This is a genomic window from Candidatus Bathyarchaeota archaeon (genome assembly GCA_026014805.1).
In the GTDB taxonomy this organism is placed as follows: Archaea; Thermoproteota; Bathyarchaeia; order Bathyarchaeales; family SOJC01; genus JAGLZW01.
The window spans coordinates 56,487-77,120 of the sequence record JAOZHR010000029.1 but is presented as its reverse complement, the minus strand read 5'-3'; the positions used below and the strand labels follow the sequence as shown (position 1 = coordinate 77,120).

Below are 20,634 nucleotides of genomic sequence, written 5' to 3'. Positions count from 1 at the left end.
TCAGTTATTGCAACATTTTATGCTTGAGTCTCGTTGGATGTTGTTGGGGGCGTAAATATCCGTGTTGCAAGTTCTTTGTCAATCATAAACAATCCATTACCTTTTCCAGCAAGTTTCAATTTAGAGATTATCTCGTTGTCATTAGCCTCCTCCTCGATTTGTTTAGTGACAAACCATTGGAGAAAGATGTTTGTAGGATGGTCTTTCTCTTTAATCGCAAGGTTAACAAGATTATTGATACTCTTTGTAATGAATTTCTCATGCTTCAAGGTCTTCTGAAACATGTCTAGAGACGAGCCGAATTCTGTTGGTGGTTATATGATAGCCATGAGTTTCACTTGTCCGCCTTGGTCGTTAATGTAATCGTAGATTTTCATGGTACGTACCATCTCTTCCTGATATTGAACCATAAACCAATTGGCAAGTCCTCTAAGCCCAATAAAAGTGCTGTAAGCAGACATGGCCATATACAGATGTGCTGAATACATCTCGTTGTTGAGCTGTTTATTCAGCGCCGCTACCATTTTCTTACTTGACATTTTTTCACCTCCTTTTTAACATACTAGGTCGTGTTCTTTGTGTTTGTTCAGAATTTCGTCAGCTAGTCTGTCTAACGCCTTAAAGTCTTCTTCCTCTGGAAAACCTTTTATGACAACAGGTTCAAGCAACTCAACCTTCAGGTTAGACAGCAATCCCGTGATTTGCTCAACCATTCTACCCCCCCAACCATAAGACCCAATGATCGATGCAAACTTCAACTTCGGCCTCAAAGCATTTGCAAGATAAACCGCGTAAACCACATTTGGATGCGGCCCAACAAGAACTGTAGGCGAGCCTACCACAACTGTGGCAGCGTCCACTAGAGCCATAGCCAATTTTCCAATATCTGTCCTAGCTAGATTAAACTGTTTTACAGTTATGCCTCTCTCAACTAAAGCGGCAACAAAGTATTCCACCATCTTTTTGGTGCTGCCATGCATTGAGATGTAAGGCAGTACAACGATGTTTTTGGGCGGGGCGTAGACCCAATCCCTGTAGGCTTCAAGTATAAACTCTGGCTTGTGATAGATGGGACCGTGGCTTGGCGCTATAATGTCGATCTGCAAATCCTTTATTTTCTCTAAATTTTTCTGAATTATTGCTCTGAAGGGCATCATGATTTCTGCATAGTATCTCTTGGCTGCTTCGTAGACTGTTGCTTTATCAGTTATATACAGGTTAGATGTTGCGAGATGAGAACCGAATAAATCGCAAGGGAAAAGTATCTTGTCTTCTCTTAGATACGTCAGCATCGTCTCTGGCCAGTGAACCCACGGAGCATGGATGAACTCTAAAGTTTTATCTCCTAACGACAGGGTTTCCCTATCCTTCATAGTCATGATTCTGTTTTCAGGAATCAGGAGCAATTCCATGAGCAAGCTTTTGCATTTAGGGGTTGCAACAACCATGGCATTTGGATACAATTTCAATATTTGCGGCAGTGTCCCAGAATGGTCTTGTTCCGCATGGTTTGTGACTACGAAATCTAAGTTTTTAACTTCTAGCTGGTTTAGGTTGTTGATTAGCACATTGGCCATGGGTGGGTCAACAGTGTCTATCAAAGCTGTTTTTTCGCTGCCTTTGACAAGATAGGCGTTATAACTCGTTCCGTCAGGAAGCGGGATGAGTTCATCGAAGAGTCGTCTATCCCAGTCAACCGCTCCAACCCAATGAACGTCTGCTTTTAGTTTTCTCGGCTTCATTTTATTCGACCTTTTCAAATTGATCTTTTGTTGCTCCACAAAGTGGGCAAACCCAGTCATCTGGCAGTTCTTCGAACGAAGTTCCTGGTTCTATTCCAGAGTCTGGGTCTCCTTTTTCTGGGTCATATATGTACCCACAAATTACGCATCTGTATTTTGTCATTCTGTCACTCCTTGTTTTCTTCTTTTAGGTAAGTCGGAGCTGCTTTAGGAGTTGCACCTTTCTTTATTATATGGTAGTAAAAATAGGTCATAGGCTCTTCGTCGGTAAGGATTTCGGCGTCAACTACTTTGCAGATAAAAATGGTGTGTGTGCCTGCATCGACTTCTTTGATCACTTCAGCTTCTAAATATGCAATTGTATGATCCAAGACTATTGGTGCGCCAGTTCTTCCGATTTTGAAGTTTACTTCTTCAAGTTTATCTACATCTCTTCCACTTCTGAAACCGAAATGGCCTATAAACTTCAATGGCGTATTCCTTGAAAGAATCGAGACAGCTAAAACGCTGCTTTCTCTGATGAATTCGTGTGTGAAGTTCTGTTTGTTTATGCTCACTGCTATTGTCGGTGGTTCCGATGTTACTTGGAATAGCGTGTTGACGATTTGCCCGTTACAATTATTTTCTTTTCCGGAAGTTACGATGTATAAGCCATAGCTTATCCTATGTAACGCTTTGCTGTTCATTCTTTCACCATAGTTTCTTTAAAATGCGCGCGCGCAAAGATTGAAATCAGGGCCAAAGCCCCAGCGTTTCTATGGCTTCAGCGACTCTTCCTACGCCTAGTAGCAACGCGGCAGTTCTCATATCAGTTTCTTTCCTACTCATACTCTTGTACACATCGTTGAAGGATTTTACCATAATATTTTCCAGCTTCTGGTTTACATCCTTTAAAGTCCAGTGCTCTCGAGTCAAATTTTGAACCCACTCGAAGTAGCTAGCTGTTACGCCGCCAGCATTTGCGAGTATATCTGGTATCAAGAACACTTTTTTCTCACGGAGTATTTTGTCTGCCTTTGGTGTGGTGGGTCCGTTTGCTCCCTCGCCTACTATTTTTGCTTTTATTTTTCCAGCGTTTGCTTGGTTGATTTGATTTTCTAATGCCGCCGGGATTAGTATGTCGCATTTAAGTTCCAGAACCTCAGCGTTTGTTACTTCTTTTTTCGCTTTTTTAAACCCTGAGACAGAGCTCGTCTTTTCTTTGTGTTCAAAAACTTTGTATGGATTTAAGCCTTGCGAGTTGTAGATTCCGCCTTTGGAGTCGCTTACTGCAATAATTTTTGCTCCTATGTCGTACGCTATTTTAGCGGCGTTCCATCCTACATTGCCATATCCCTGCACCGCTATTTTTGCACCTTTCATTTTTATGTCTAAACGTTTGGCGGCTTCTCTTATGCAAATTATGACTCCTCTAGAGGTTGCTTCGGCTCTTCCTTCGGATCCGCCTATGATTATAGGTTTTCCTGTGACGCATTCGGGTACGCTGTAGCCTTTGAATCGGCTGTACGTGTCCATTATCCACGCCATTGTTTGGGCGTTTGTGTAGACGTCTGGGGCGGGTACGTCTTTGTGGGGGCCAATGAAGTCGAGGAGCATGTTTGTGTATCGCCTTGTTAGTCGTTCAAGCTCGGCTTGGGACATTTCTTTTGGGTTGCAGCAGACGCCGCCTTTTGCTCCGCCATAGGGGATGTCGACTACTGCGCATTTCCACGTCATCCACATCGCAAGTGCTGTAACTTCGTCCAAATCAACACGTGGGTGGTAGCGGATTCCCCCTTTGAATGGACCTCGAGCGTCTATATGTTGAACTCGGCAGCCCCAGAAAATGCAAATGCCACCGTCGTCCATCTTTATCGGAATCGAAACCGTAAGCGTTCTTTTAGGACGTTTTAGAAATGCATGAACCCCCGGGTCTAACTCCAACATTCCCGCTGCGATTTCCAATTGTTCTAAAGCAACATCTAATGGTCTCATTTCTCTACTCATTTGCCAACCTCCAAACCTTTTGCTACCTCTTTATGAAAGAATGCACTTAAAATTTGGGCTTTCGCGGTTTGCGTGTCCTCTTCAGAAGCTATTCATCAGCAGAAAATCAAAATAATCCTTCAGTGGGAGTCATTTCCATAACTGATAAATGTCCGCTTGAACATTTTAGCCTAAGGGAAAGTAAGCATGAGATTGATGGTTAGAATTTTTTTCATTCTTGGGCTTGTCCTGATAAACCTCTTCACTTTTGGATTCAGCATAAAACCAGCGGCTCATGGACAGTTTGCCATAACCAGCCAGACAGTGGTTTATGTTGACCCATCTAACATCACAGACATAATGTTGATCCCGTCGAAGAATTTTACTATTGCAGTAAGAATCTCTAATGTTACTGATCTTAAAGGGCTTGACATTCAGCTGAGTTGGAACGCTTCAATGTTAAACTACACCAGCCACGTAGTGAAAATTCCCGTTGAGAGCTACACTGATGGGATTCTACATGAACCAATAATGCAAGTTAAAAATGAGGTAAACGCAACAGCGGGAACTTGCTGGGTCGCCTTCATCACTTTTAGTGGGCCATCCTTTGATGGTGGTGGAACGGTCTTTGAGATGATATTCACAGTGATAGATTTCGGAGAGTGCTCCATAGATATATCCAGTAGTGATCTCTCCGACTCGAACGGGCAGCAAATAGGCCACACAAGTGAAGACGGATATTTCAGCAACGTGTTCTATGACATAGGCATCCTTAGTGTTACTCCATCTTCTACAAGCGTGTTCATCGGAGATATGGTAAACATTAATGTTGTTGTCCTAAACAACGGGACAGTGAGAGATGAAACCTTCAATGTTACCACGTATTATGATAGTGTTGCGATTGGCACTGAAGCTGTATTTGGATTACCGCCGAATACAGAAGAAACGTTAACATTTCATTGGAACACAAGCGGTATATCTCCTGGAGACTATACCATATCTGCTAACGCAACCATCGTACAAGGCGAAACTAGAATAGAAAACAACAGATTTGAAGATGGGACAATAACCTTAGCTATTGAATCGATTCACGATGTAGCAGTTACGTTGCTGACGCCTCTTAAAACAGTGGTGTTTAAGGGATACTGCTTTCATGTGAACGTTACCTTAGAAAACCAAGGTAATGTTCCCGAAACCTTCAACGTAACGCTCTATGCCAACAATGTTGATATAAACAGAACCCAAGTTTACTTAGACAAAAGTGACATCCTCACTGTGACCTTCGCTTGGCAGGTAACAGATGCAATAGAATATGAAGATTACCTGTTGAACGCCACGGCAGATCAAGTCTTCGGTGAAAATGATACAAACGACAACAGCCTCATTTATGAAGGCGTGAAAGTCGCACATCCTGGTGATTTTGATGTAGACATGGATGTGGACATCTATGACATCGTGTTAATAGCTTCAGCCTATGGCTCTGAAAAAGGTGATCCATTGTACAACACCAACTATGACGTGAATTGTGACGGCAAAATTGATATTTTCGACATCGTTATGATAACTCCTTGGTACGGGTATGAACACCAATAAACAAGACAGCTTGAGGCACGCACGTGAGAGAGAAAAAGCCGGCTCAGAGAAAGAAACTATTAAGTATGATGGTAGTTTTGGTTCTAATTATTGCCATCGCCATAGCTGCAATCTATAATTATCTGAATAATACTTTTACCGTTGCTCTAATGGAATCATTAAGCACCTTCGAAGTGACTAGAGTTGAATATCCTTCTATCCAACCCGATTCCATCCAATTGAACATAACGTTCACCTTAAAAAACCCAACTGATTTTCCAATAAGTATTGAGGCAATCATTATTTCTTTGTATATTGATGAGAAGCATATTATAGGGGTGAACTTACCCCTAAACGAGAACCTGCCTGCTGGTGAGGACACCTTTTTCTATTCCATTCACGACGTTACGGGTAACGATGTTTTAAGTAGTATCCGAAGCCAAACGTACACGCTGAGAGTTGAAGGGGAGATTGTTGGATCCATAAGTTACCTTTTCGTTCAAACACGTGTACATAAAGGATTAGCCTTCTCTAAGGTAGTAGAAGGAATTCCTTGAGCCAAATCTTAAATAACATCCTGCCCCAGTCAACCACGGTGCTGAAAGAATAGCACCTTAGACATCTTAAAAAGGAGGAGATCAAAACGCTCGATTTGTTGAGAATGAAAAGCGTGGCTGTATTGTGTCTTTTTGTCATTATGATGGCAGGTGCTACGGTATATTCGTCGCATCAATTCGCTGTTGCAGATAGGGAACTGCAATCTGATACTCCAAAGTGTACAGTGTACTTCGATCCTGGATCACCAGAAGTGAAACTTGGCGAAATCTTTACAGTTAACGTAATGGTAGATGATGTGGAGGACCTTTGGGGCTACGAGATTGGCTTGGTGTTTGACCGCTCTGTCCTAGAATATGTTGGAGCCAGAACGCCACATTGGAGGTTTATCTCTGGCCAGATTGAGTATTTGTTCTGGGTCGCTGGAACGGCTCCTCAAAATGGCGAAGTAGAATTGATGGAATTTACTTTCAAAGCTAAAACCAAGGGGAGTTCTTCGCTTAGCTTTTACATCCACAATCTTGCAACTATAAAGTACTGGGAAGCTCCTAAAGACTACGTAGGCTGGCCCATTCCACATATGCTGTCTGAAGGCCTCGTAACAGTCTCATAGTATGCTTAATCCATCTCACTGCTCTTCAAAAGAAACCCACAAACCACGCTTCTCTTTTTTTTGGCTACGAACATGACCTCTATATAGACAAGTTACTAAACTCAATAGTCGTACGTTTACTAGCTTTAAAAAGAAGGAAAAAAAAGGGGAAATATTATTCTAGAATCCTTTCAATAGCGTCTTGTTCTGCCTCTTCCGCAAGGGGTATTCCTGTGACTTTTGCCGCCCTCTCACTTAAGGCCATCAGATCGTTTCTGTTGAGTAGGTGAAGTTTCCACTTTCTTGCACCCGCCAGCAATTGCTTGAGTCCTACGCCGACACGGTCAGAAAGATATGTGTACAATCCTACTGCTTCCCATGGGATTTCCTTGAATCTTTCACCGAATTTCTCTTTTAGCTTAGGTGCAGCAATGTAAAACTTGTCAGGTGTATCACCGTATCTGTTCGCAAAGGTACGCGGTAGCTTGCCCTCTTCAGACAACTGCCTGAAATAGTTTGCTTTCATTACCGCTGTTAGTGGTGAGCGCCCCATTAAAACTGCTTTGACCATTGGTCCGTTGCCAAAGTTGCTCATAGCTATTGCTTTGAAGATTTGTGTTTCGCTGATGAAGCCTCCTGCCATAATAAGATCTGGTACGAATTTGCCCTTCTTTTCTAGAATTCTAGCACATTTCAGCACCCATGATTCCAAATATACCGTTGGAATGCTCATTTCGTCCATCATAGGAACCGGGCTCATGCCAGTTCCGCCGCCTGCGCCGTCAAAAGTTATTGCTTCAATTTTAGCCTCGGAAGCTAATTTCATGGTGAAAGCAACTGCAGAGGGTCTATACGCACCAGTTTTAAGGATTACATGCTTGGCGCCCTGTTGCCTTAGCCAATCGATGTCTTCAAGAAAGCCTTTCTGATTCGGTATGCCCACTCTGCTGTGTCTTTCGAAGGATTTGAAAACACCATCTTTGAATGCTTGCTGGACTGTTGGGTCTTCCGGGTCGGGGATGACTATGTAACCTCTTTTCTTAAGCATAATAGCTTTGTCAAGGTTACTTATTCGAACTTCTCCTCCAATAGCTTTAGCTCCTTGTCCCCACTTTCGCTCAATTACGTTTACTTCTAACTTTGAAAGCGCATAGACGTCTATACCTAATCTTTGGTCTTCCACGTTCGTTTGTACAACGACCTCACCGTATTTGCCATCCCAGAACTTTCGAAAAACTTCAATACGTCTTCTCAGTTCTTTTGACTCTACAACTTTGCCGCCTTCAGTTTTTGACTCTCGGTCCATTCCGCATACGTTTTCTCCAATTGTTATTATTGCGCCTGATAGTGCTGCGCCGATTGCTAGGCCATCCCAGTTGAGCCGTGCAACTTCTGTTGAACCAAAGGCGCCGGTTAGGATTGGGACTTTTAATGGGATTCCTGCAATTTTAGTTTCTGTGTTTGCGTTGTGGAAGAGTGCTACGTCGGAGTCGGCTTCGATGCCGTGGACTTCGAAGATGGAGGCTTGGATGTTGAAGTGGGACCAATCGAGTCCAAAATCTTTCAGTGCGCCTGCTGTGCTGTAGCCAAACTGCAGGGGTTCGGGGTAAAGTGCTTCTCTTCCGCGAAAGGTTGAGAGGCTGATTTCGCAGAGGAATGGGCAGTCACGGATGCATATTGGGCACATGCCGCTTGTAGGGCTAGTATCTTTAACTCGTGTTTGTGTTCCAGTGGTTGATTTTGCGTTGAGATAGGCACTGTTTCTATCTACACGTTCTGGCATTTTTTTCCCTCATGTTTACGTTTGCAAACCTTAGAATATGAGCGAATAGCAACTGTGGAATTTAAATATTCCTAAAAAGGGGCTCTGTTAAGTCTTAGGGTGATGGAGAAAGGTGTTAACCATCGGGTGATGGGTTGAAATGAAGGGTTGTTGTAAACTTTCGGTTACTAGATAAGAAATCAACTGTTACAAAAGCATTTACCCATGTTTTTTCCGATAGGCAACATCGCAAGGTGTCTCGGATTCCATCTTCAACAAATTGTGAGAATTTACCCATTGCATCAAGGGTAGTACTGCTTTTGCCAGTTCAGTTCCATCATTAGTGAGAGAGTATTCAACTCTTGGGGGTATTTCTGCAAAGGCTTCTCTGTTAATTAGACCGTATTTCTCCAGTTCCTTCAACCTATCTGAAAGGGTCTTGGAATTTATGCCCGTGAGACTTTCCATTATGCTCTTATATCTTACCTTTTGGTTGTTACCAATCATGTTTATTATTAACAATGCCCACTTTTTGCTGATAACATCCATAACTTCATCAAGGGGGCATATACACTTTTCTTTAGTTTCTTTTCGGAAACTCATTTTACTAATCCACATTAGCTTATCTTTCAGTTACTTGACAACATAAATACTTGACCTTTCATATTTACTTTATGATTTAAAGTAATAGAGGTGAAAAAATGGGTCATTCTATTGAAGTGTTTACGGCTGGATGCCATTTGTGCGACGAAACGATAGAAATTGTTCAGAATACTAAATGTAACGAATGTATTGTGAGTGAGTATAACATTCTGGAAAAATGTGAAAGTGAAATTTGTTTGCAGAAGGCTAAGGAATACGGGATAAAGGCTGTTCCGACAATTGTAGTTGATGGGAAGATTGCGATTGTTGGCAAGCCAACGGTCAGACAAGTCAAAGATGCATTAGGATTGTAGGTTCTGTTAAGTCTTAGGGCCATGGATGTCCATGTTAACTATCGGGTCATGGCGAAGTACATTTAGAGAAAGATATTATGAAACTATGCTAGCGATTTGTCTAGTAAATATTTGATTAATCTTGGAATTGATTCTAGCAAGTTTGTTCTCCAAATTTTCCAACTCGTTATAGGCTTCTAACACTTGTTTTTGTTCATTGAAAGCTGGTGTGTCGATTCTTACATTTCGGAAGAACCCAGTTTTATTCCATGTTCCATTGTCTGCACTAGAAGAATACTCCAAAAATGTCTTAGAATATTGAATCATCAAGTTTGAGCCAAGCTTCTTCGAGTACCCCTTCCATTTCTTCTCCCTCAGTGCTAACCCACCCTGAGATTTCATCATGCAACCATCCATTTCTATTATTTCTTAACTTAGTTGGAAATCTCTTATCGGAATTAGCTAAACCATCATTATCAATTATGTACATCCATATTGGAGATTTTTGTGGTTTTGTGTTCTTTTCGCTTCTTTTAGTTATAAACAAGGCATACGTTTTTTCCTTGGTTAAGGCTCAATTTGATGAAATGTTTCCAGAAGATTATCTGTGGACTATTAGGGAAGTGGGTGAAAGACTCACAGACATGTACCGAGAATTAGACATAGAAGTTGAAATAGAATATTTTGAAGGTGGCTTTACGTTGAAATATAAAACTTGCCCCTACTTCAAACTGGTGAAATCAGGTCAAAAGAAGTGGCTCTGCAATTTCCGCAAAAAGACAATAGACTACATAATTTCGAGGGTTACACATGGCAAAAAAGGCAAAATCAAAATCATAAAATCCCTACTTCAAAACGAACATCCATGTGAATACGCCATATTCTTAACAGGATTCTTGGAAAAGGAAGAAAAAGCTCTATAAGAAATCAAAAGCTTTAGCACTTACGGTATTATTTTTTCGACTATACATTTTATATTCCCCCAGCACTCTCTTCTTAAAGACATAATAAGGGGGAAAGGTGAACTGTCCGCTCATCAACATGTCTCAGTAGAAGATGCAGACTTTATGTTTGAAAACAAGCCGGTTAAGGTTATTGCAAACCGGAATGAGGCGAAAACTGAACTAGCAGGATTAAAGGTTGGTCCTTTTGATGAAGGAAGAGAGTATGAGGTTCGGTTTTGGGTTGCAAAAGAACTTGAAAAGGCGGGGATAGTTCGTTTTCGAGAGGAGGACATATTAGACGTTGTCAAGTTGCATAAGATACATTGGAAAGAAAGAGTGCAACCCACAAACAAGGTTTCTCCGCTTCCCGAAGATTTTTATCCAAAACTAAGGCGCTATCTCACCAGCCTCAAAGGAGCCTCTGCAAACAATGCAGAAAAACTGAAGGAACATGAAAAATCTGTTAGGATTTCAAAAGACATTGTTAATTGCCGAGTAAAAAAGATAGTTTCTCTTGCTTCGTCCCTGCCCCTTACTGCACAGGCACTTCAAAGCCTGACCGCTGAAGAGAGAACACTTTATCATAATCTCTACAAGACCATTAACGAATGGAGAGGCAAGATCTTCTAAAGAGGTGGCAAAAACGACTGAAGAAGTTGAAATCGACCCTCAGCAACGCTTTGAAGATTTTTTCAAGCAAGATAAATATCGTGAAAGAATATCTCAGATGGCAATCGGCAACAGCACTTCACTTATTATAGAGTTTGAAGACCTAATGGTTTTCGATATGGCATTGGCACAAATTTTGGTGGAAAAGCCAGATGAATATTCAGGGTACATAAATAGAGCTGCTTATTCGCAGCTGGAAACAGAAGACAGCGAATACGCGTTAAAGATAGAAAGCGTCACTGTTCGTTTCAGAAATTTGCCTGAATCAACGGCTTTGCGCATGTTGGGAGCGGCTAACATCGGTAGGCTGGTGATGGTTGAGGGCATAATCGTGCGCGCCTCTCCAGTGCAGCCTCAGGTGTTGCGAGCAGCGTTCAAATGCAAAAGATGCGGTGAAACTGCTTACCTAGACCAGGCAGGTCCCTTTCTGAAGGCGCCTTTACGGTGCGAGGTCCCTCATTGTCAGAGTAAAGGACCTTTCGAATTTGTTCAAGAGGGTTCTACTTTTATCGATTACCAGCAGATTCGCATACAAGAGCGGCCTGAAGATTTGCCTCCAGGTCAGCTACCTCGAACTTTGAATGTGAAGCTCATAAGCCGCGACCTTGTTGACACGGCTAGACCAGGCGATCATGTTGCAATAATTGGCATTGTTCGTGCTGTGGCACCGGTTTTTCCTACGGCTGGAAAACTTCGGGTTTTCCGTCTTCATGTTGACGCTAATTTCATAGATATAGAGAGTAAAGAGCCAGAAATGGTTCTCGTTTCACCAGAGGAAGAAAAGAAAATCCTTGAATTTGCCGCTGACCCGTGGATTCACAGAAACATTATACGTTCAATTGCCCCTTCCATCTACGGCTATGAAACCATCAAAGAAGCCATAATGTACATAGTTTTCGGCGGCGTTCCAAAACAATTAGCGGACATCTCAATTAGAGGCGAACTAAACATTCTTCTTCTTGGCGACCCAGGTACCGCCAAGTCACAATTGCTCCAGTACGTAGCTGCAATCGCTCCGAGAGGCTTGTATACTTCCGGTCGTGGAACAACTGCAGCGGGTTTGACTGCTGCTGTGTTGCGTGAGAAAGGCGGGGGAATGACTCTTGAGGCTGGCGCACTTGTCTTGGCAGACAAAGGAGTCGCGTGTATTGATGAGATTGACAAAATGCGTCCAGAAGACAGGGTGGCAATTCACGAAGTTATGGAACAACACACAGTGTCCGTGGCGAAAGGCGGTATTGTGGCAACTCTCAACGCAAGAACAGCCATTCTTGCAGCTGCCAACCCCTCCTTAGGGAGGTATGATGCTTATAAGACAGTGACTGAAAACATAAACTTGCCTATCACCATTCTCTCAAGATTTGACCTAATCTTCGTGTTAAAAGACGTTCCTGAAAAGGATTTGGACGAGAAAATGTCGGCCCACATTCTAGAAATACATAGACGAGGCGTAGCGCCTTTAGAAACACCTGTCCCGTCAGATCTACTTCGGAAATATATCAGTTATGCGAAGAACATAAAACCCGTGTTAACCGATGAGGCATCACAGCGGCTAAGAGCTTTCTATCTAGAGATGAGAGCAATTACAGAAAAAATTGAAGGTTCACCTATAGCCATCACGGCAAGGCAGCTGGAATCTCTGATCAGGCTGGCGGAGGCAAGGGCGCGGATTGCGCTTCGAAAAGAAGTTACTGCCGAAGACGCTGAAGCTGCTATTGTCATTATGAATAAATCGTTGGAAGAAGTGGGCATTGACATGTCAACCCAAATGCGGGACATTGACATAATCATGGTTGGAAAACCGAAGAGCATGCAAGACAAGTTGAGAGTAATCCTCACTGAAATTGTTGAAATGTCAAAAGAAACAGGTATGATTGAAAAAAGACTACTCTTGGACGAACTTTCAAGCAAGCATAAAATCGAAGCGTTTGAAGCCCAGAAGCTTATTGGACGGATGATAAGAGACGGGACAATATATGAACGGCGACCAGGCTTCCTAAGCAAAGTATAGCCTAAAGGTTTTAGGATTGAAAGTTGAAGAGCTGCCTATTCCTGAACAAGTGAAAGAAGTTGTTATGAAATCTGGGATTTCTAAGCTTTATCCTCCCCAAGAGGAAGCAGTTCGCGCAGGCGCTCTTGAAGGAAAAGACCTTGTTTTGGCAAGCCCCACTGCTTCTGGCAAAACTCTCACGGCGGAGCTTTGCGCTCTTAAGCATGTCGTAGAGCGCGGTGGAAAGGTTCTCTATTTAACTCCTCTAAGAGCTTTAGCCAGCGAAAAATATGAAGACTTCAAAAAATACAGTGGCGTTCCAAAGCTTGATGGGCGACGTGTACGCGTCGGCATCAGCACCGGCGATTATGACAGCAGTGACCCGTGGCTTGGAAGATATGACATAATCATCTCAACTAACGAGAAGGCTGATTCGCTTTTAAGGCACCGGTCTAAGTGGGTGGATGAGATATCGCTTGTAGTTGCTGATGAAGTTCATTTGCTCAACGATTCTGAACGGGGACCGACGCTTGAAGTTGTGTTGGCGAGGCTGATGCAGATTAACCCAGAAATTCAAGTCTTAGCTCTGAGCGCCACGATAAAGAACGTTGAAGAACTGGCGGACTGGCTTAAAGCTGAATATGTTACAACCGAGTGGAGACCCGTTAAGCTGAAGGAAGGAGTTCTTCTTCATCAGGAAATACAATTCAAAGACGGCGGGGCTACGAAAATAGGAAAACACTCCAGAAACCCCGCTTTGAACCTTGCCCTCCACGTTGTTAAGTCTGGCGGTCAAGCACTCATCTTCGCATCAACACGGAAGAACGCGGTTTCTCTGGCGAAAAAATTGGCTGCTGAACTGGACATTTTCCTCTCAAAGCCGGCTAAACGTTCTTTGAACCTACTTGGTGAGCGGATGTTAGCAACCGGCGAGCGAACGAGAATAAGCGAGCTTCTTGCCGGCTTTGTCAAGCATGGAGCGGCTTTTCATCACGCTGGGTTGGGGGGTGGTCACCGAAGGCTGCTGGAAGAGGCTTTCCGAGAAGGTAAAATCAAGGTCTTAACTGCTACGCCGACTCTAGCTTTCGGCGTTAACCTGCCGGCGAGAATGGTGATAATTCATGATTATAGGCGTTACGAGGTGGGTTATGGCTACTATCCCATACCTGTTCTGGAGTATAAGCAGATGGCCGGTAGGGCTGGAAGGCCGAAGTATGACAAGGTTGGTGAAGCGATTCTTATAGCCAAGACGGATGACGAGCAGGATTATCTGATGGAAAATTATGTTTTAGCGGAGCCTGAGCGTATCTGGTCAAAGCTTGCGGTGGAACGAATCTTACGTCCCCATGTCTTGTCAACCATTGCTGCTCAATATGCACAGACTGAGCAGGGTGTTTACGATTTCTTTGGCAAAACCTTCTATGCCTATCAGTATGATCCTAAGGCTATTAGGCTGGTTATAACTAAGATTCTTAAGTTTCTCTATGATGAAGAGATGATTGACGCAGGTGGCAAGAACCTTTTTGCTACGAAGTTTGGTCGTCGGGTTTCAGATCTTTACATTGACCCGATTTCAGCTGTTTTTATTCGCGATGCGTTGCGTGCTCGTGCGCCCGTGATAACTGACATTAGCTTTCTCCACATGATAGCTCATACTCCGGACATGTACCCGAAACTGCGTCCTTATTCTAGCGAGGTTGATGAGCTTGCGTTGTTTGTGGATAAGCACAGGGACGAGTTTATGTTTGAACCGCCCAGCGAGTTTGATGACCATTTTGATTTTGAAGAGTTCATGGGTGAGGCGAAATTGGCGTGGGTAATGCAGTCGTGGATTGAAGAGGTCACTGAAGACCAGATGATTGAGCGCTTTCGAGTGCAGCCTGGCGACTTGTATAGGCTTATTAACTCTGCGAAATGGCTGCTTTATGCTTCTAGGGAACTCGCGGGTTTGCTCAAGCAGAAAGACTTAGCGTCACAGTTGAATAAGTTAATGGAGCGCAGTGCTAATGGTGTAAAGGTGGAGCTGTTGCCTCTTGTTCGTCTGGAAGGCGTCGGCAGAGTGCGTGCTCGCATTCTTTTCAACTCTGGCTTGAAGACGGTGGATGATCTAAAGCGTGCGTCGGTGGAAAGGCTTGTGGGGTTGCCTCTTATTGGATCAAGGGTTGCTAAGAAGATTAAGGAGCAAGTTGGCGGGTTTGTGAAGTCAGAGCAATGGAAGAAGCTGGGAGAGGAAGAAACTCCTGAGCAACAATCCCTCTCCGAATACTACTAACACACGATTGTCGTGATATTTCTCTAATGTTTTCCAATCTCTGTTCGAGCATTTACTATGAGCGATGGCGATAGATTCTTTCCTTAAGTTCTTTTATTGCTTCTGAAAGTATTTGCGCAAGTTTCTCAAGCATCATGTCGGTTTTTTGGTCGAAGGCACGGAATTTTCGTTTTTCTATCTCTGAAACTAGTTGGTAAGACGCTTCAATTTGCTTATGAAGCTTGGATGAAAAACCGCTAAGCATTGCCTTTTCCTTTACTATGTCATACGAAATTATGCTGAAATGGACCTGAGGCCATTGTATCTTTTTGTTCCTGATTAACTCCAAGTTTCCTTCGCATTCCATCAGCAAATCCTTCAGGATCTTTATCTCTTCCTTTTTCTCCTTTCTCTTAACTATAAGATGATCGAAGAAAGATTTCATCAAAACACCGACCATAATTAGGGCTATTACTCCTAGGTGGGTATAGATCGAAGGAGAAGGCTCTAAATAGATTGAGTATAAACCACCTATTAAGGCAAGGACTATTGAGATCAGTGTTGCTATCGGAAATAGGTATCTTAACGGTGAACCAGAAATTCTACTCTTCTTTTCCTTTGACAATCCTATATCACGACTGATTCAAACCAGTCCAGCCAAAAAAAGATTTTCCCACGCATTAGACATTATTTTTGCAGTTGTGCTAAGTCAGTTTCAAGCGCACCTTCTTTTCCTAGAAAAAAGCACCTAACACTAGTGTCAATTTGGGTAGAGTCAGTCAAGGAACAACTTTTGAGTTAATCGCACAGGAATCTGGAGCATATACATTTCATTTCAAAAATGATTCTATTTCTACGCTAAAGTAAACACGCTTTCCAGATTGGTATTGGATTCTGATTCTGATTCAGAATTCATACATCTTAAATGTTACGAACCAAAACAATTCTTTTCATCCCCTGGAAAGACAAAGAAAATGCAATCCCTGATGCCAGAGTTCTTCATGCTACTAGGCATTGACTTCTTCTTAGCCACAAGCCTACTAACATGCACATTCGACAAACACTTCCCAGACAAACTCGCCTACCTCTACCAACTAATCGCTCTAGCAGGTTTCGGCCAACTCCTCGTCACCCAAGAATTCATGGGTTCCTTTGCAGATTATATGCGTTTCTGGTACAGCTTCATCTACCTAATCATTGCAGTAGCCAATATCGCCTCCCTTAACGCCTATTTATTCTTCTACAAAAAAGCGAAAACCATCGCAAAGCTTTTCTCAATCATCGCCACAGCCCCCACTTTCATCATATCAACAATGTTCCTATACAACTACGCCACCGAAGCCCCGCACGCAATCATCCCACTTCCACAAATCTCCTTAGGTCTCATGTTCATCAGCGTCTTCGCCTTCGACACGCTAGTGGTCAGCGCAAGCATCTACGTCCTCGTAAAACCAAAATGGTGGCAAATTGCGACTCCCACGATAGCCCTTTTGATAGGTGCAACAGCCTTCTTGTCTATTAAGCCAACAATGGGCGAAGTCTTCTTCATAGCAGGCGCCATATACATCTACATAATTTTGGGGATTGCGTGCGTCGGAGTTTTAGGGGCAAGCCTCTACGTACTCCTGCGATTCTGGTGGGAAAAACAAAAAGCGAAAGGAGGTGAAATAACAAAATGAACATAAACTACAAGAAATCAGCAAAACTCATAATACTACTAATATCATCGATACTCATAGCCACAGTAAGCGCAGCCACTTACAGATACATGTACATAGACGGAAGTGTCACAGTAGGCGCTGCAAAGCTCATATGGATAGAGGGTGACGATGCTCCCCCTGGTACAACAATATCAGGCAGTACAGTCACTATGGACTTAGGTGTAGAACCTGGAACTCCACAAAACTTCACCGACTGTCTCTATCTAAAAAACGAAGACACTGCAGCACATAACATGACCATCAGCGTAACCACAACAATAACCGCAGCCGATTTTGATGAATGCAAGATTCACATCTACGAAAACTCAACAAGTTCATGGGTGTTTGTCGACACACTAGATGTAGAAACCTCTGATTCGTACGAAACATATACTGGAAATGACCCATTAGGTGCAAGTGGGTACTACCTAATGACATTCGAAGTAGCTGCTACAACATCGGCAACCGGAACGTATGACTTTGACATCCAAGTGGAATATGAGTAAAAACCTCATATTCCATTTTCATTTTTTCTTTAGACGTTTTTTTATGATACATCATGCTTGTTACGTGGTTGCGCTTCACGGCCAAAAGAAGCTTGTTTTACCATGTTACACAAGAAAAGTAGCCTGTTGAAAGCCTCTTCTATGCGGTTAATACGTCAAATCGGTCTTTTTCGAGGCTACCAAGTGGGTAATCTATAAAAATTTGAATCTAATAGAACAGCCTAGCCAAGATGCTACGCACAACTTCTACTGCTTTACACCATGCTTCGCCCAAATACGACAAGTACCTTCCATTGAAACCATGCAAGCTCCCTTCGGCGACTCGGGCCTGCAAGCATCCATGAACAATGGGCATTCGCTGGGCTTAATTTTTCCGATCATTACTAAATGGCATTGGCATCCAGGTAAAAGATCTCTGCCAGCTTTTACTTTTACACCGTGCTTCTTTCGAGCATCCCACTCTTTAAACTCGTCTTTCAAGGCAAACGCTGATGAAGGCAACATTCCTAGACCTCTCCAACCACCTTTAACGACATCGAAAACACGACTAACAAGCTTTAACGCCTTTACATTTCCCTCCCGTTTCACAGCCCGCCCATACTCGTTCTCCAACCTAGCCACCCCGTCCCTCAATTGTCGCAATAATAAGTCAACTGCAAACAGTACATCTAAAGGCTCAAAACCAGCGACCACAACAGGCATATGATAAGCACTCGTAAACACCTCGTAGGGCTTCAAACCAATAATAGTTGAAACATGACCCGGTGCAATAAATCCGTCAATATGCAAATCTCCAATCCCCAACAACAGCTCCATAGCCGGCGGGATCAAACGATGCGAAACAAGAAAACTAAGATTCTCAGGCGGCCCCTTTAACACTTCATTCGCCGTCGTAGGCACAGTTGTCTCAAAACCAATTGCAAAAAAAGCAAAATCTCTACCCGGTTCTTCCTTTGCCATCTTCACAGCATCACCGACACCGTAAACAACACGCACGTCACCTCCCTTAGCCCTCGCCTCAACCAAAGACAAGTCCGAACCGGGAACCCGCAGAACATCCCCAAAAGTTGCAACCGTAACCCCCTTCAACGCCAACTTAACTGCCTCATCAATTTCTGCCGCAGGTAAAACACAGACAGGACATCCAGGCCCCGCAATCACCTCCACATTTTTCGGCAAGAAACTGCGCAGCCCAAAATGAGTCACCGTCCACTCATGAGTCCCGCAAACGTGGCAAAACTTCACCAAGTAGTCTGGCGTAAGCTCAAGAATGTGCTTTGTAACCAGCCTTGCTAATTCTGGATTACGGAATCCCGCTAACTCGTTCAAACCAAATCACAGTCCGCGTTTTAACGCCTCTTATTAAGTGGTGCCCAAAAATTTCCTGCATATGCAAAAGTTCCTATGGCTTAGTCATTTGGCTCTTCCATTTTCAAAATTTCATTCCACAATCTAAGAGTCTCCTCAGCCTCTTTTCTGTCAATTACTTGGATAGCATAACCTGCGTGAACCAAAACGTACTCATCAACCTTCGCCTCTACCAGAACAACGTTTACTTCTCTAAGGACACCTCCACCGAAGTCCACCTCAGCTACATCACCATGAACCTTCACAACTTTTGCGGGAATTGCCAAACACATTTCTTATCCTCTGTCGAGAATCTTCATCACCCATAAATCAGTTTCGGTTTACGTAGATGACAACACAAATGCACGCGTTGTCGCTCATAATATTTCTCTTATGTCACAAATTGTGCATAAATATGGTCGGTGTCTGGTTGGTATCAATGGAGGGTCGGTGTCACAGAAATATTGGTTAGAATAATAGTGTTGATGGACTTTTAAGCATGTTGAAAATGTGCGCGAGCAAAAAAAGGGGGTTTGCGGGAGATATCTCCACTGGTCGCTGGTTCGCGTTCTACCAGCAACGTAGCAGACAAGCCTGCGATTCTACTTGCGGTTTTTCATGTGGCTTTGTACGTCAAGGCGTTAGTTTTTTAAGGGTGAACTGCTATCGTGGAAGAGGATTCACATGTATCTGAGAGCAGAACATAAGCTAACCTGTGAGGGTGAAAAAATTGAACCAAAAAGAGGACAAGCCACGCTTCGGCTTCATGACACGCAACTACTTAGTGCTAACCCTCACATCCACACTATGGGGAATACCCACAAGCATCTGTAACACCTACTTCTCCCTATACGTCTTCGGACTAGGCGGAACAGAAATAACAATAGGCATAATCGCAGCCCTAGGAAGCACTACTTATGTCATATTCTCGATCATAGGCGGCCACATAGCAGACCTGTACGGCAGAAAGAAACTAATCGGCTTAATGACCATAATCCTTGGGTTAAGCCAATTCCTCGTAGCAATCGCACCCAACTGGCAATTCCTAATCCTAGCCATAATACTAACAAACATGTGCTGGATATTCGAACCCGCATTCTGGGCCATACTAGCAGACTCCATAAACGAACAAAAAAGAGGAACAGCCTTCGCATTCTACAGCTGCCTAAGCTTCCTACCATGGGCCATAATGCCCTCCATCGGCGGCTACCTAATCGACATCCACGGCATTCTAGCCCCAATGAGATGGGCTTACGTTGGCCTGGCAATAATAGGCATAACTGCAGGAATAATACGACTATCCATGCTCACAGAAACCATTTCTCCTCAGAACAGACAAACTGATGAGCAACATAGCCTTAAAGGATTAAGCAAACTCATAAAAGACGCCTTCAAAGGACACTTACAAACATGGTCATGGATGCCCCACTCAGCCCTCGCCCTAACAGCCATATACATTTTATGGGCATTCGAATACGGCCTAGTCGAACCCTACTGGATAGTCTACGCCGAAGAAATAATCAGCGTCACATCTACACAATGGGGCATCGTCATAGGCGTAGGCAGTGCAATCAGCATCGCGTCGAAGATACTTATAGTTGGCAAACTGTTAGACAAATTCAGTCGAAGAAAAATTCTGTTAGCAACAACAGCCTTAGACATATTTACCTACCTTCTCTTTATCCGCTGCGGGATGTTCATACAAGTTCTAACTCTCTGGACCGCAAGTTCCTTCATATGGTCTTTTTATGAACCAACATACTCATCTTTGGAAGCAGACCTGATTCCAGAAGAAAGAAGAGGAAGAGCGTTCGCTGCTTTCGGCGTTGCTTGGTCAGCATTCAGCGTTCCAGCAAGTCTTCTAGGAGGATTCGTTTACGAGCGAGTTAATCCTGAATTGTCCTTCGTCATGGCATCGGTTGTCATTATGCTAGCTTTTATTCTAACTGCACTATTCATTAAGCAACCACAACGCACTGAAAAGTAGATGATGACAGGAAAATATGGAGAAGAATACAATCCTCAAATTGACTCTTTCTTATTACATACACAAATATGTGAAAAAAAGGGCGTGCAGTTTCTGTTGTGTGCCAGTTTTCCTTAT

At 43.3% G+C, this 20,634-nt stretch carries 21 protein-coding genes and 1 pseudogene; 11 read left to right on the top strand and 11 right to left on the bottom strand.

All coding sequences use genetic code 11. From position 1 onward, the window contains the following. Window positions 1-17: 17 nt before the first annotated feature. From NWE91_08145 to NWE91_08125, 5 genes and pseudogenes are all read right to left on the bottom strand, one after another. A pseudogene (locus NWE91_08145) lies at window positions 18-539 on the bottom strand (ferritin). A gap of 15 nt (window positions 540-554) precedes the next feature. Beyond that, a complete protein-coding gene (locus tag NWE91_08140) occupies window positions 555-1,742 on the bottom strand; it encodes an FprA family A-type flavoprotein (GenBank protein MCW3986359.1) in 1,188 nt (395 codons plus the stop codon). A gap of 1 nt (window position 1,743) precedes the next feature. Continuing rightward, a complete protein-coding gene (locus NWE91_08135; protein MCW3986358.1) occupies window positions 1,744-1,905 on the bottom strand; it encodes a rubredoxin in 162 nt (53 codons plus the stop codon). A gap of 4 nt (window positions 1,906-1,909) precedes the next feature. Beyond that, window positions 1,910-2,428: a flavin reductase family protein gene (locus NWE91_08130; protein MCW3986357.1), complete on the bottom strand. Its 519-nt coding sequence runs from the start codon at window positions 2,426-2,428 to the stop codon at window positions 1,910-1,912. A gap of 46 nt (window positions 2,429-2,474) precedes the next feature. Next, on the bottom strand, window positions 2,475-3,728 hold the full coding sequence (locus NWE91_08125) for a Glu/Leu/Phe/Val dehydrogenase (GenBank protein MCW3986356.1): 1,254 nt from the start codon (window positions 3,726-3,728) through the stop codon (window positions 2,475-2,477). A gap of 195 nt (window positions 3,729-3,923) precedes the next feature. On the opposite strand from NWE91_08125, the gene NWE91_08120 reads away from it, so the two are divergent. From NWE91_08120 to NWE91_08110, 3 genes are all read left to right on the top strand, one after another. Continuing rightward, window positions 3,924-5,300 (top strand): hypothetical protein, encoded by a 1,377-nt coding sequence (locus NWE91_08120; GenBank protein ID MCW3986355.1) that lies wholly within the window; start codon window positions 3,924-3,926, stop codon window positions 5,298-5,300. 23 nt (window positions 5,301-5,323) lie between these two features. Next, window positions 5,324-5,836 (top strand): hypothetical protein, encoded by a 513-nt coding sequence (locus NWE91_08115; GenBank protein MCW3986354.1) that lies wholly within the window; start codon window positions 5,324-5,326, stop codon window positions 5,834-5,836. 113 nt (window positions 5,837-5,949) lie between these two features. Continuing rightward, complete coding sequence (locus NWE91_08110) at window positions 5,950-6,447, top strand: cohesin domain-containing protein (GenBank protein ID MCW3986353.1); 498 nt, start codon at window positions 5,950-5,952, stop codon at window positions 6,445-6,447. Window positions 6,448-6,601: 154 nt separating this feature from the next. Here NWE91_08110 and NWE91_08105 read toward each other — a convergent pair whose 3' ends face one another. Both NWE91_08105 and NWE91_08100 read right to left on the bottom strand, forming a co-directional pair. Further along, window positions 6,602-8,209, bottom strand: a complete 1,608-nt coding sequence (locus NWE91_08105; GenBank protein MCW3986352.1) for a glutamate synthase-related protein — start codon at window positions 8,207-8,209, stop codon at window positions 6,602-6,604. A 198-nt stretch (window positions 8,210-8,407) separates the two neighbouring features. Next, entirely contained in the window at window positions 8,408-8,791 is a 384-nt protein-coding gene (locus tag NWE91_08100; GenBank protein MCW3986351.1) for a helix-turn-helix transcriptional regulator, read from the bottom strand. A gap of 98 nt (window positions 8,792-8,889) precedes the next feature. Between NWE91_08100 and NWE91_08095 the strand changes: the two genes are divergently transcribed. Further along, the gene (locus NWE91_08095) at window positions 8,890-9,144 is read left to right on the top strand and encodes a thioredoxin family protein (GenBank protein ID MCW3986350.1); all 255 of its coding nucleotides are present in this window, start codon (window positions 8,890-8,892) and stop codon (window positions 9,142-9,144) included. A 75-nt stretch (window positions 9,145-9,219) separates the two neighbouring features. Here the strand turns inward: NWE91_08095 and NWE91_08090 are convergent, their stop codons facing one another. After that, a complete protein-coding gene (locus tag NWE91_08090; GenBank protein ID MCW3986349.1) occupies window positions 9,220-9,528 on the bottom strand; it encodes a hypothetical protein in 309 nt (102 codons plus the stop codon). Between the two features lie 158 nt (window positions 9,529-9,686). Between NWE91_08090 and NWE91_08085 the strand changes: the two genes are divergently transcribed. The 4 genes from NWE91_08085 to NWE91_08070 all read left to right on the top strand — a co-directional run bounded on the left by NWE91_08085 (window position 9,687) and on the right by NWE91_08070 (window position 14,998). Continuing rightward, on the top strand, window positions 9,687-10,046 hold the full coding sequence (locus NWE91_08085) for a hypothetical protein (protein MCW3986348.1): 360 nt from the start codon (window positions 9,687-9,689) through the stop codon (window positions 10,044-10,046). A 144-nt stretch (window positions 10,047-10,190) separates the two neighbouring features. Then, the gene (locus tag NWE91_08080) at window positions 10,191-10,697 is read left to right on the top strand and encodes a hypothetical protein (protein ID MCW3986347.1); all 507 of its coding nucleotides are present in this window, start codon (window positions 10,191-10,193) and stop codon (window positions 10,695-10,697) included. A 4-nt stretch (window positions 10,698-10,701) separates the two neighbouring features. After that, the gene (locus tag NWE91_08075; GenBank protein MCW3986346.1) at window positions 10,702-12,747 is read left to right on the top strand and encodes a minichromosome maintenance protein MCM; all 2,046 of its coding nucleotides are present in this window, start codon (window positions 10,702-10,704) and stop codon (window positions 12,745-12,747) included. Window positions 12,748-12,763: 16 nt separating this feature from the next. Continuing rightward, window positions 12,764-14,998, top strand: a complete 2,235-nt coding sequence (locus NWE91_08070) for a DEAD/DEAH box helicase (protein MCW3986345.1) — start codon at window positions 12,764-12,766, stop codon at window positions 14,996-14,998. Window positions 14,999-15,053: 55 nt separating this feature from the next. Here the strand turns inward: NWE91_08070 and NWE91_08065 are convergent, their stop codons facing one another. Then, window positions 15,054-15,602: an efflux RND transporter permease subunit gene (locus NWE91_08065; protein MCW3986344.1), complete on the bottom strand. Its 549-nt coding sequence runs from the start codon at window positions 15,600-15,602 to the stop codon at window positions 15,054-15,056. 349 nt (window positions 15,603-15,951) lie between these two features. Here NWE91_08065 and NWE91_08060 point away from each other — a divergent pair, with 349 nt between their 5' ends. Beyond that, on the top strand, window positions 15,952-16,656 hold the full coding sequence (locus NWE91_08060) for a hypothetical protein (protein MCW3986343.1): 705 nt from the start codon (window positions 15,952-15,954) through the stop codon (window positions 16,654-16,656). Then, the gene (locus tag NWE91_08055) at window positions 16,653-17,183 is read left to right on the top strand and encodes a hypothetical protein (protein MCW3986342.1); all 531 of its coding nucleotides are present in this window, start codon (window positions 16,653-16,655) and stop codon (window positions 17,181-17,183) included. Before NWE91_08060 ends, NWE91_08055 begins: the two co-directional genes overlap by 4 nt. Before the next feature lie 246 nt (window positions 17,184-17,429). Here the strand turns inward: NWE91_08055 and hypD are convergent, their stop codons facing one another. Continuing rightward, complete coding sequence (gene hypD, locus NWE91_08050; GenBank protein ID MCW3986341.1) at window positions 17,430-18,470, bottom strand: hydrogenase formation protein HypD; 1,041 nt, start codon at window positions 18,468-18,470, stop codon at window positions 17,430-17,432. A gap of 122 nt (window positions 18,471-18,592) precedes the next feature. Continuing rightward, complete coding sequence (locus tag NWE91_08045; protein ID MCW3986340.1) at window positions 18,593-18,823, bottom strand: HypC/HybG/HupF family hydrogenase formation chaperone; 231 nt, start codon at window positions 18,821-18,823, stop codon at window positions 18,593-18,595. 437 nt (window positions 18,824-19,260) lie between these two features. Here NWE91_08045 and NWE91_08040 point away from each other — a divergent pair, with 437 nt between their 5' ends. After that, complete coding sequence (locus NWE91_08040; protein MCW3986339.1) at window positions 19,261-20,517, top strand: MFS transporter; 1,257 nt, start codon at window positions 19,261-19,263, stop codon at window positions 20,515-20,517. The last annotated feature ends 117 nt before the right edge of the window (window positions 20,518-20,634 follow it).

Coding starts and splice junctions, on each gene's coding strand:
- NWE91_08140 (MCW3986359.1), bottom strand. CDS start 1,742: ATGAAGCCGAGAAAACTAAAAGCAGACGTTCATTGGGTTGGAGCGGTT.
- NWE91_08135 (MCW3986358.1), bottom strand. CDS start 1,905: ATGACAAAATACAGATGCGTAATTTGTGGGTACATATATGACCCAGAA.
- NWE91_08130 (MCW3986357.1), bottom strand. CDS start 2,428: ATGAACAGCAAAGCGTTACATAGGATAAGCTATGGCTTATACATCGTA.
- NWE91_08125 (MCW3986356.1), bottom strand. CDS start 3,728: ATGAGTAGAGAAATGAGACCATTAGATGTTGCTTTAGAACAATTGGAA.
- NWE91_08120 (MCW3986355.1), top strand. CDS start 3,924: ATGGTTAGAATTTTTTTCATTCTTGGGCTTGTCCTGATAAACCTCTTC.
- NWE91_08105 (MCW3986352.1), bottom strand. CDS start 8,209: ATGCCAGAACGTGTAGATAGAAACAGTGCCTATCTCAACGCAAAATCA.
- NWE91_08100 (MCW3986351.1), bottom strand. CDS start 8,791: ATGAGTTTCCGAAAAGAAACTAAAGAAAAGTGTATATGCCCCCTTGAT.
- NWE91_08095 (MCW3986350.1), top strand. CDS start 8,890: ATGGGTCATTCTATTGAAGTGTTTACGGCTGGATGCCATTTGTGCGAC.
- NWE91_08090 (MCW3986349.1), bottom strand. CDS start 9,528: ATGATGAAATCTCAGGGTGGGTTAGCACTGAGGGAGAAGAAATGGAAG.
- NWE91_08080 (MCW3986347.1), top strand. CDS start 10,191: ATGTTTGAAAACAAGCCGGTTAAGGTTATTGCAAACCGGAATGAGGCG.
- NWE91_08060 (MCW3986343.1), top strand. CDS start 15,952: ATGCAATCCCTGATGCCAGAGTTCTTCATGCTACTAGGCATTGACTTC.
- NWE91_08055 (MCW3986342.1), top strand. CDS start 16,653: ATGAACATAAACTACAAGAAATCAGCAAAACTCATAATACTACTAATA.
- NWE91_08045 (MCW3986340.1), bottom strand. CDS start 18,823: ATGTGTTTGGCAATTCCCGCAAAAGTTGTGAAGGTTCATGGTGATGTA.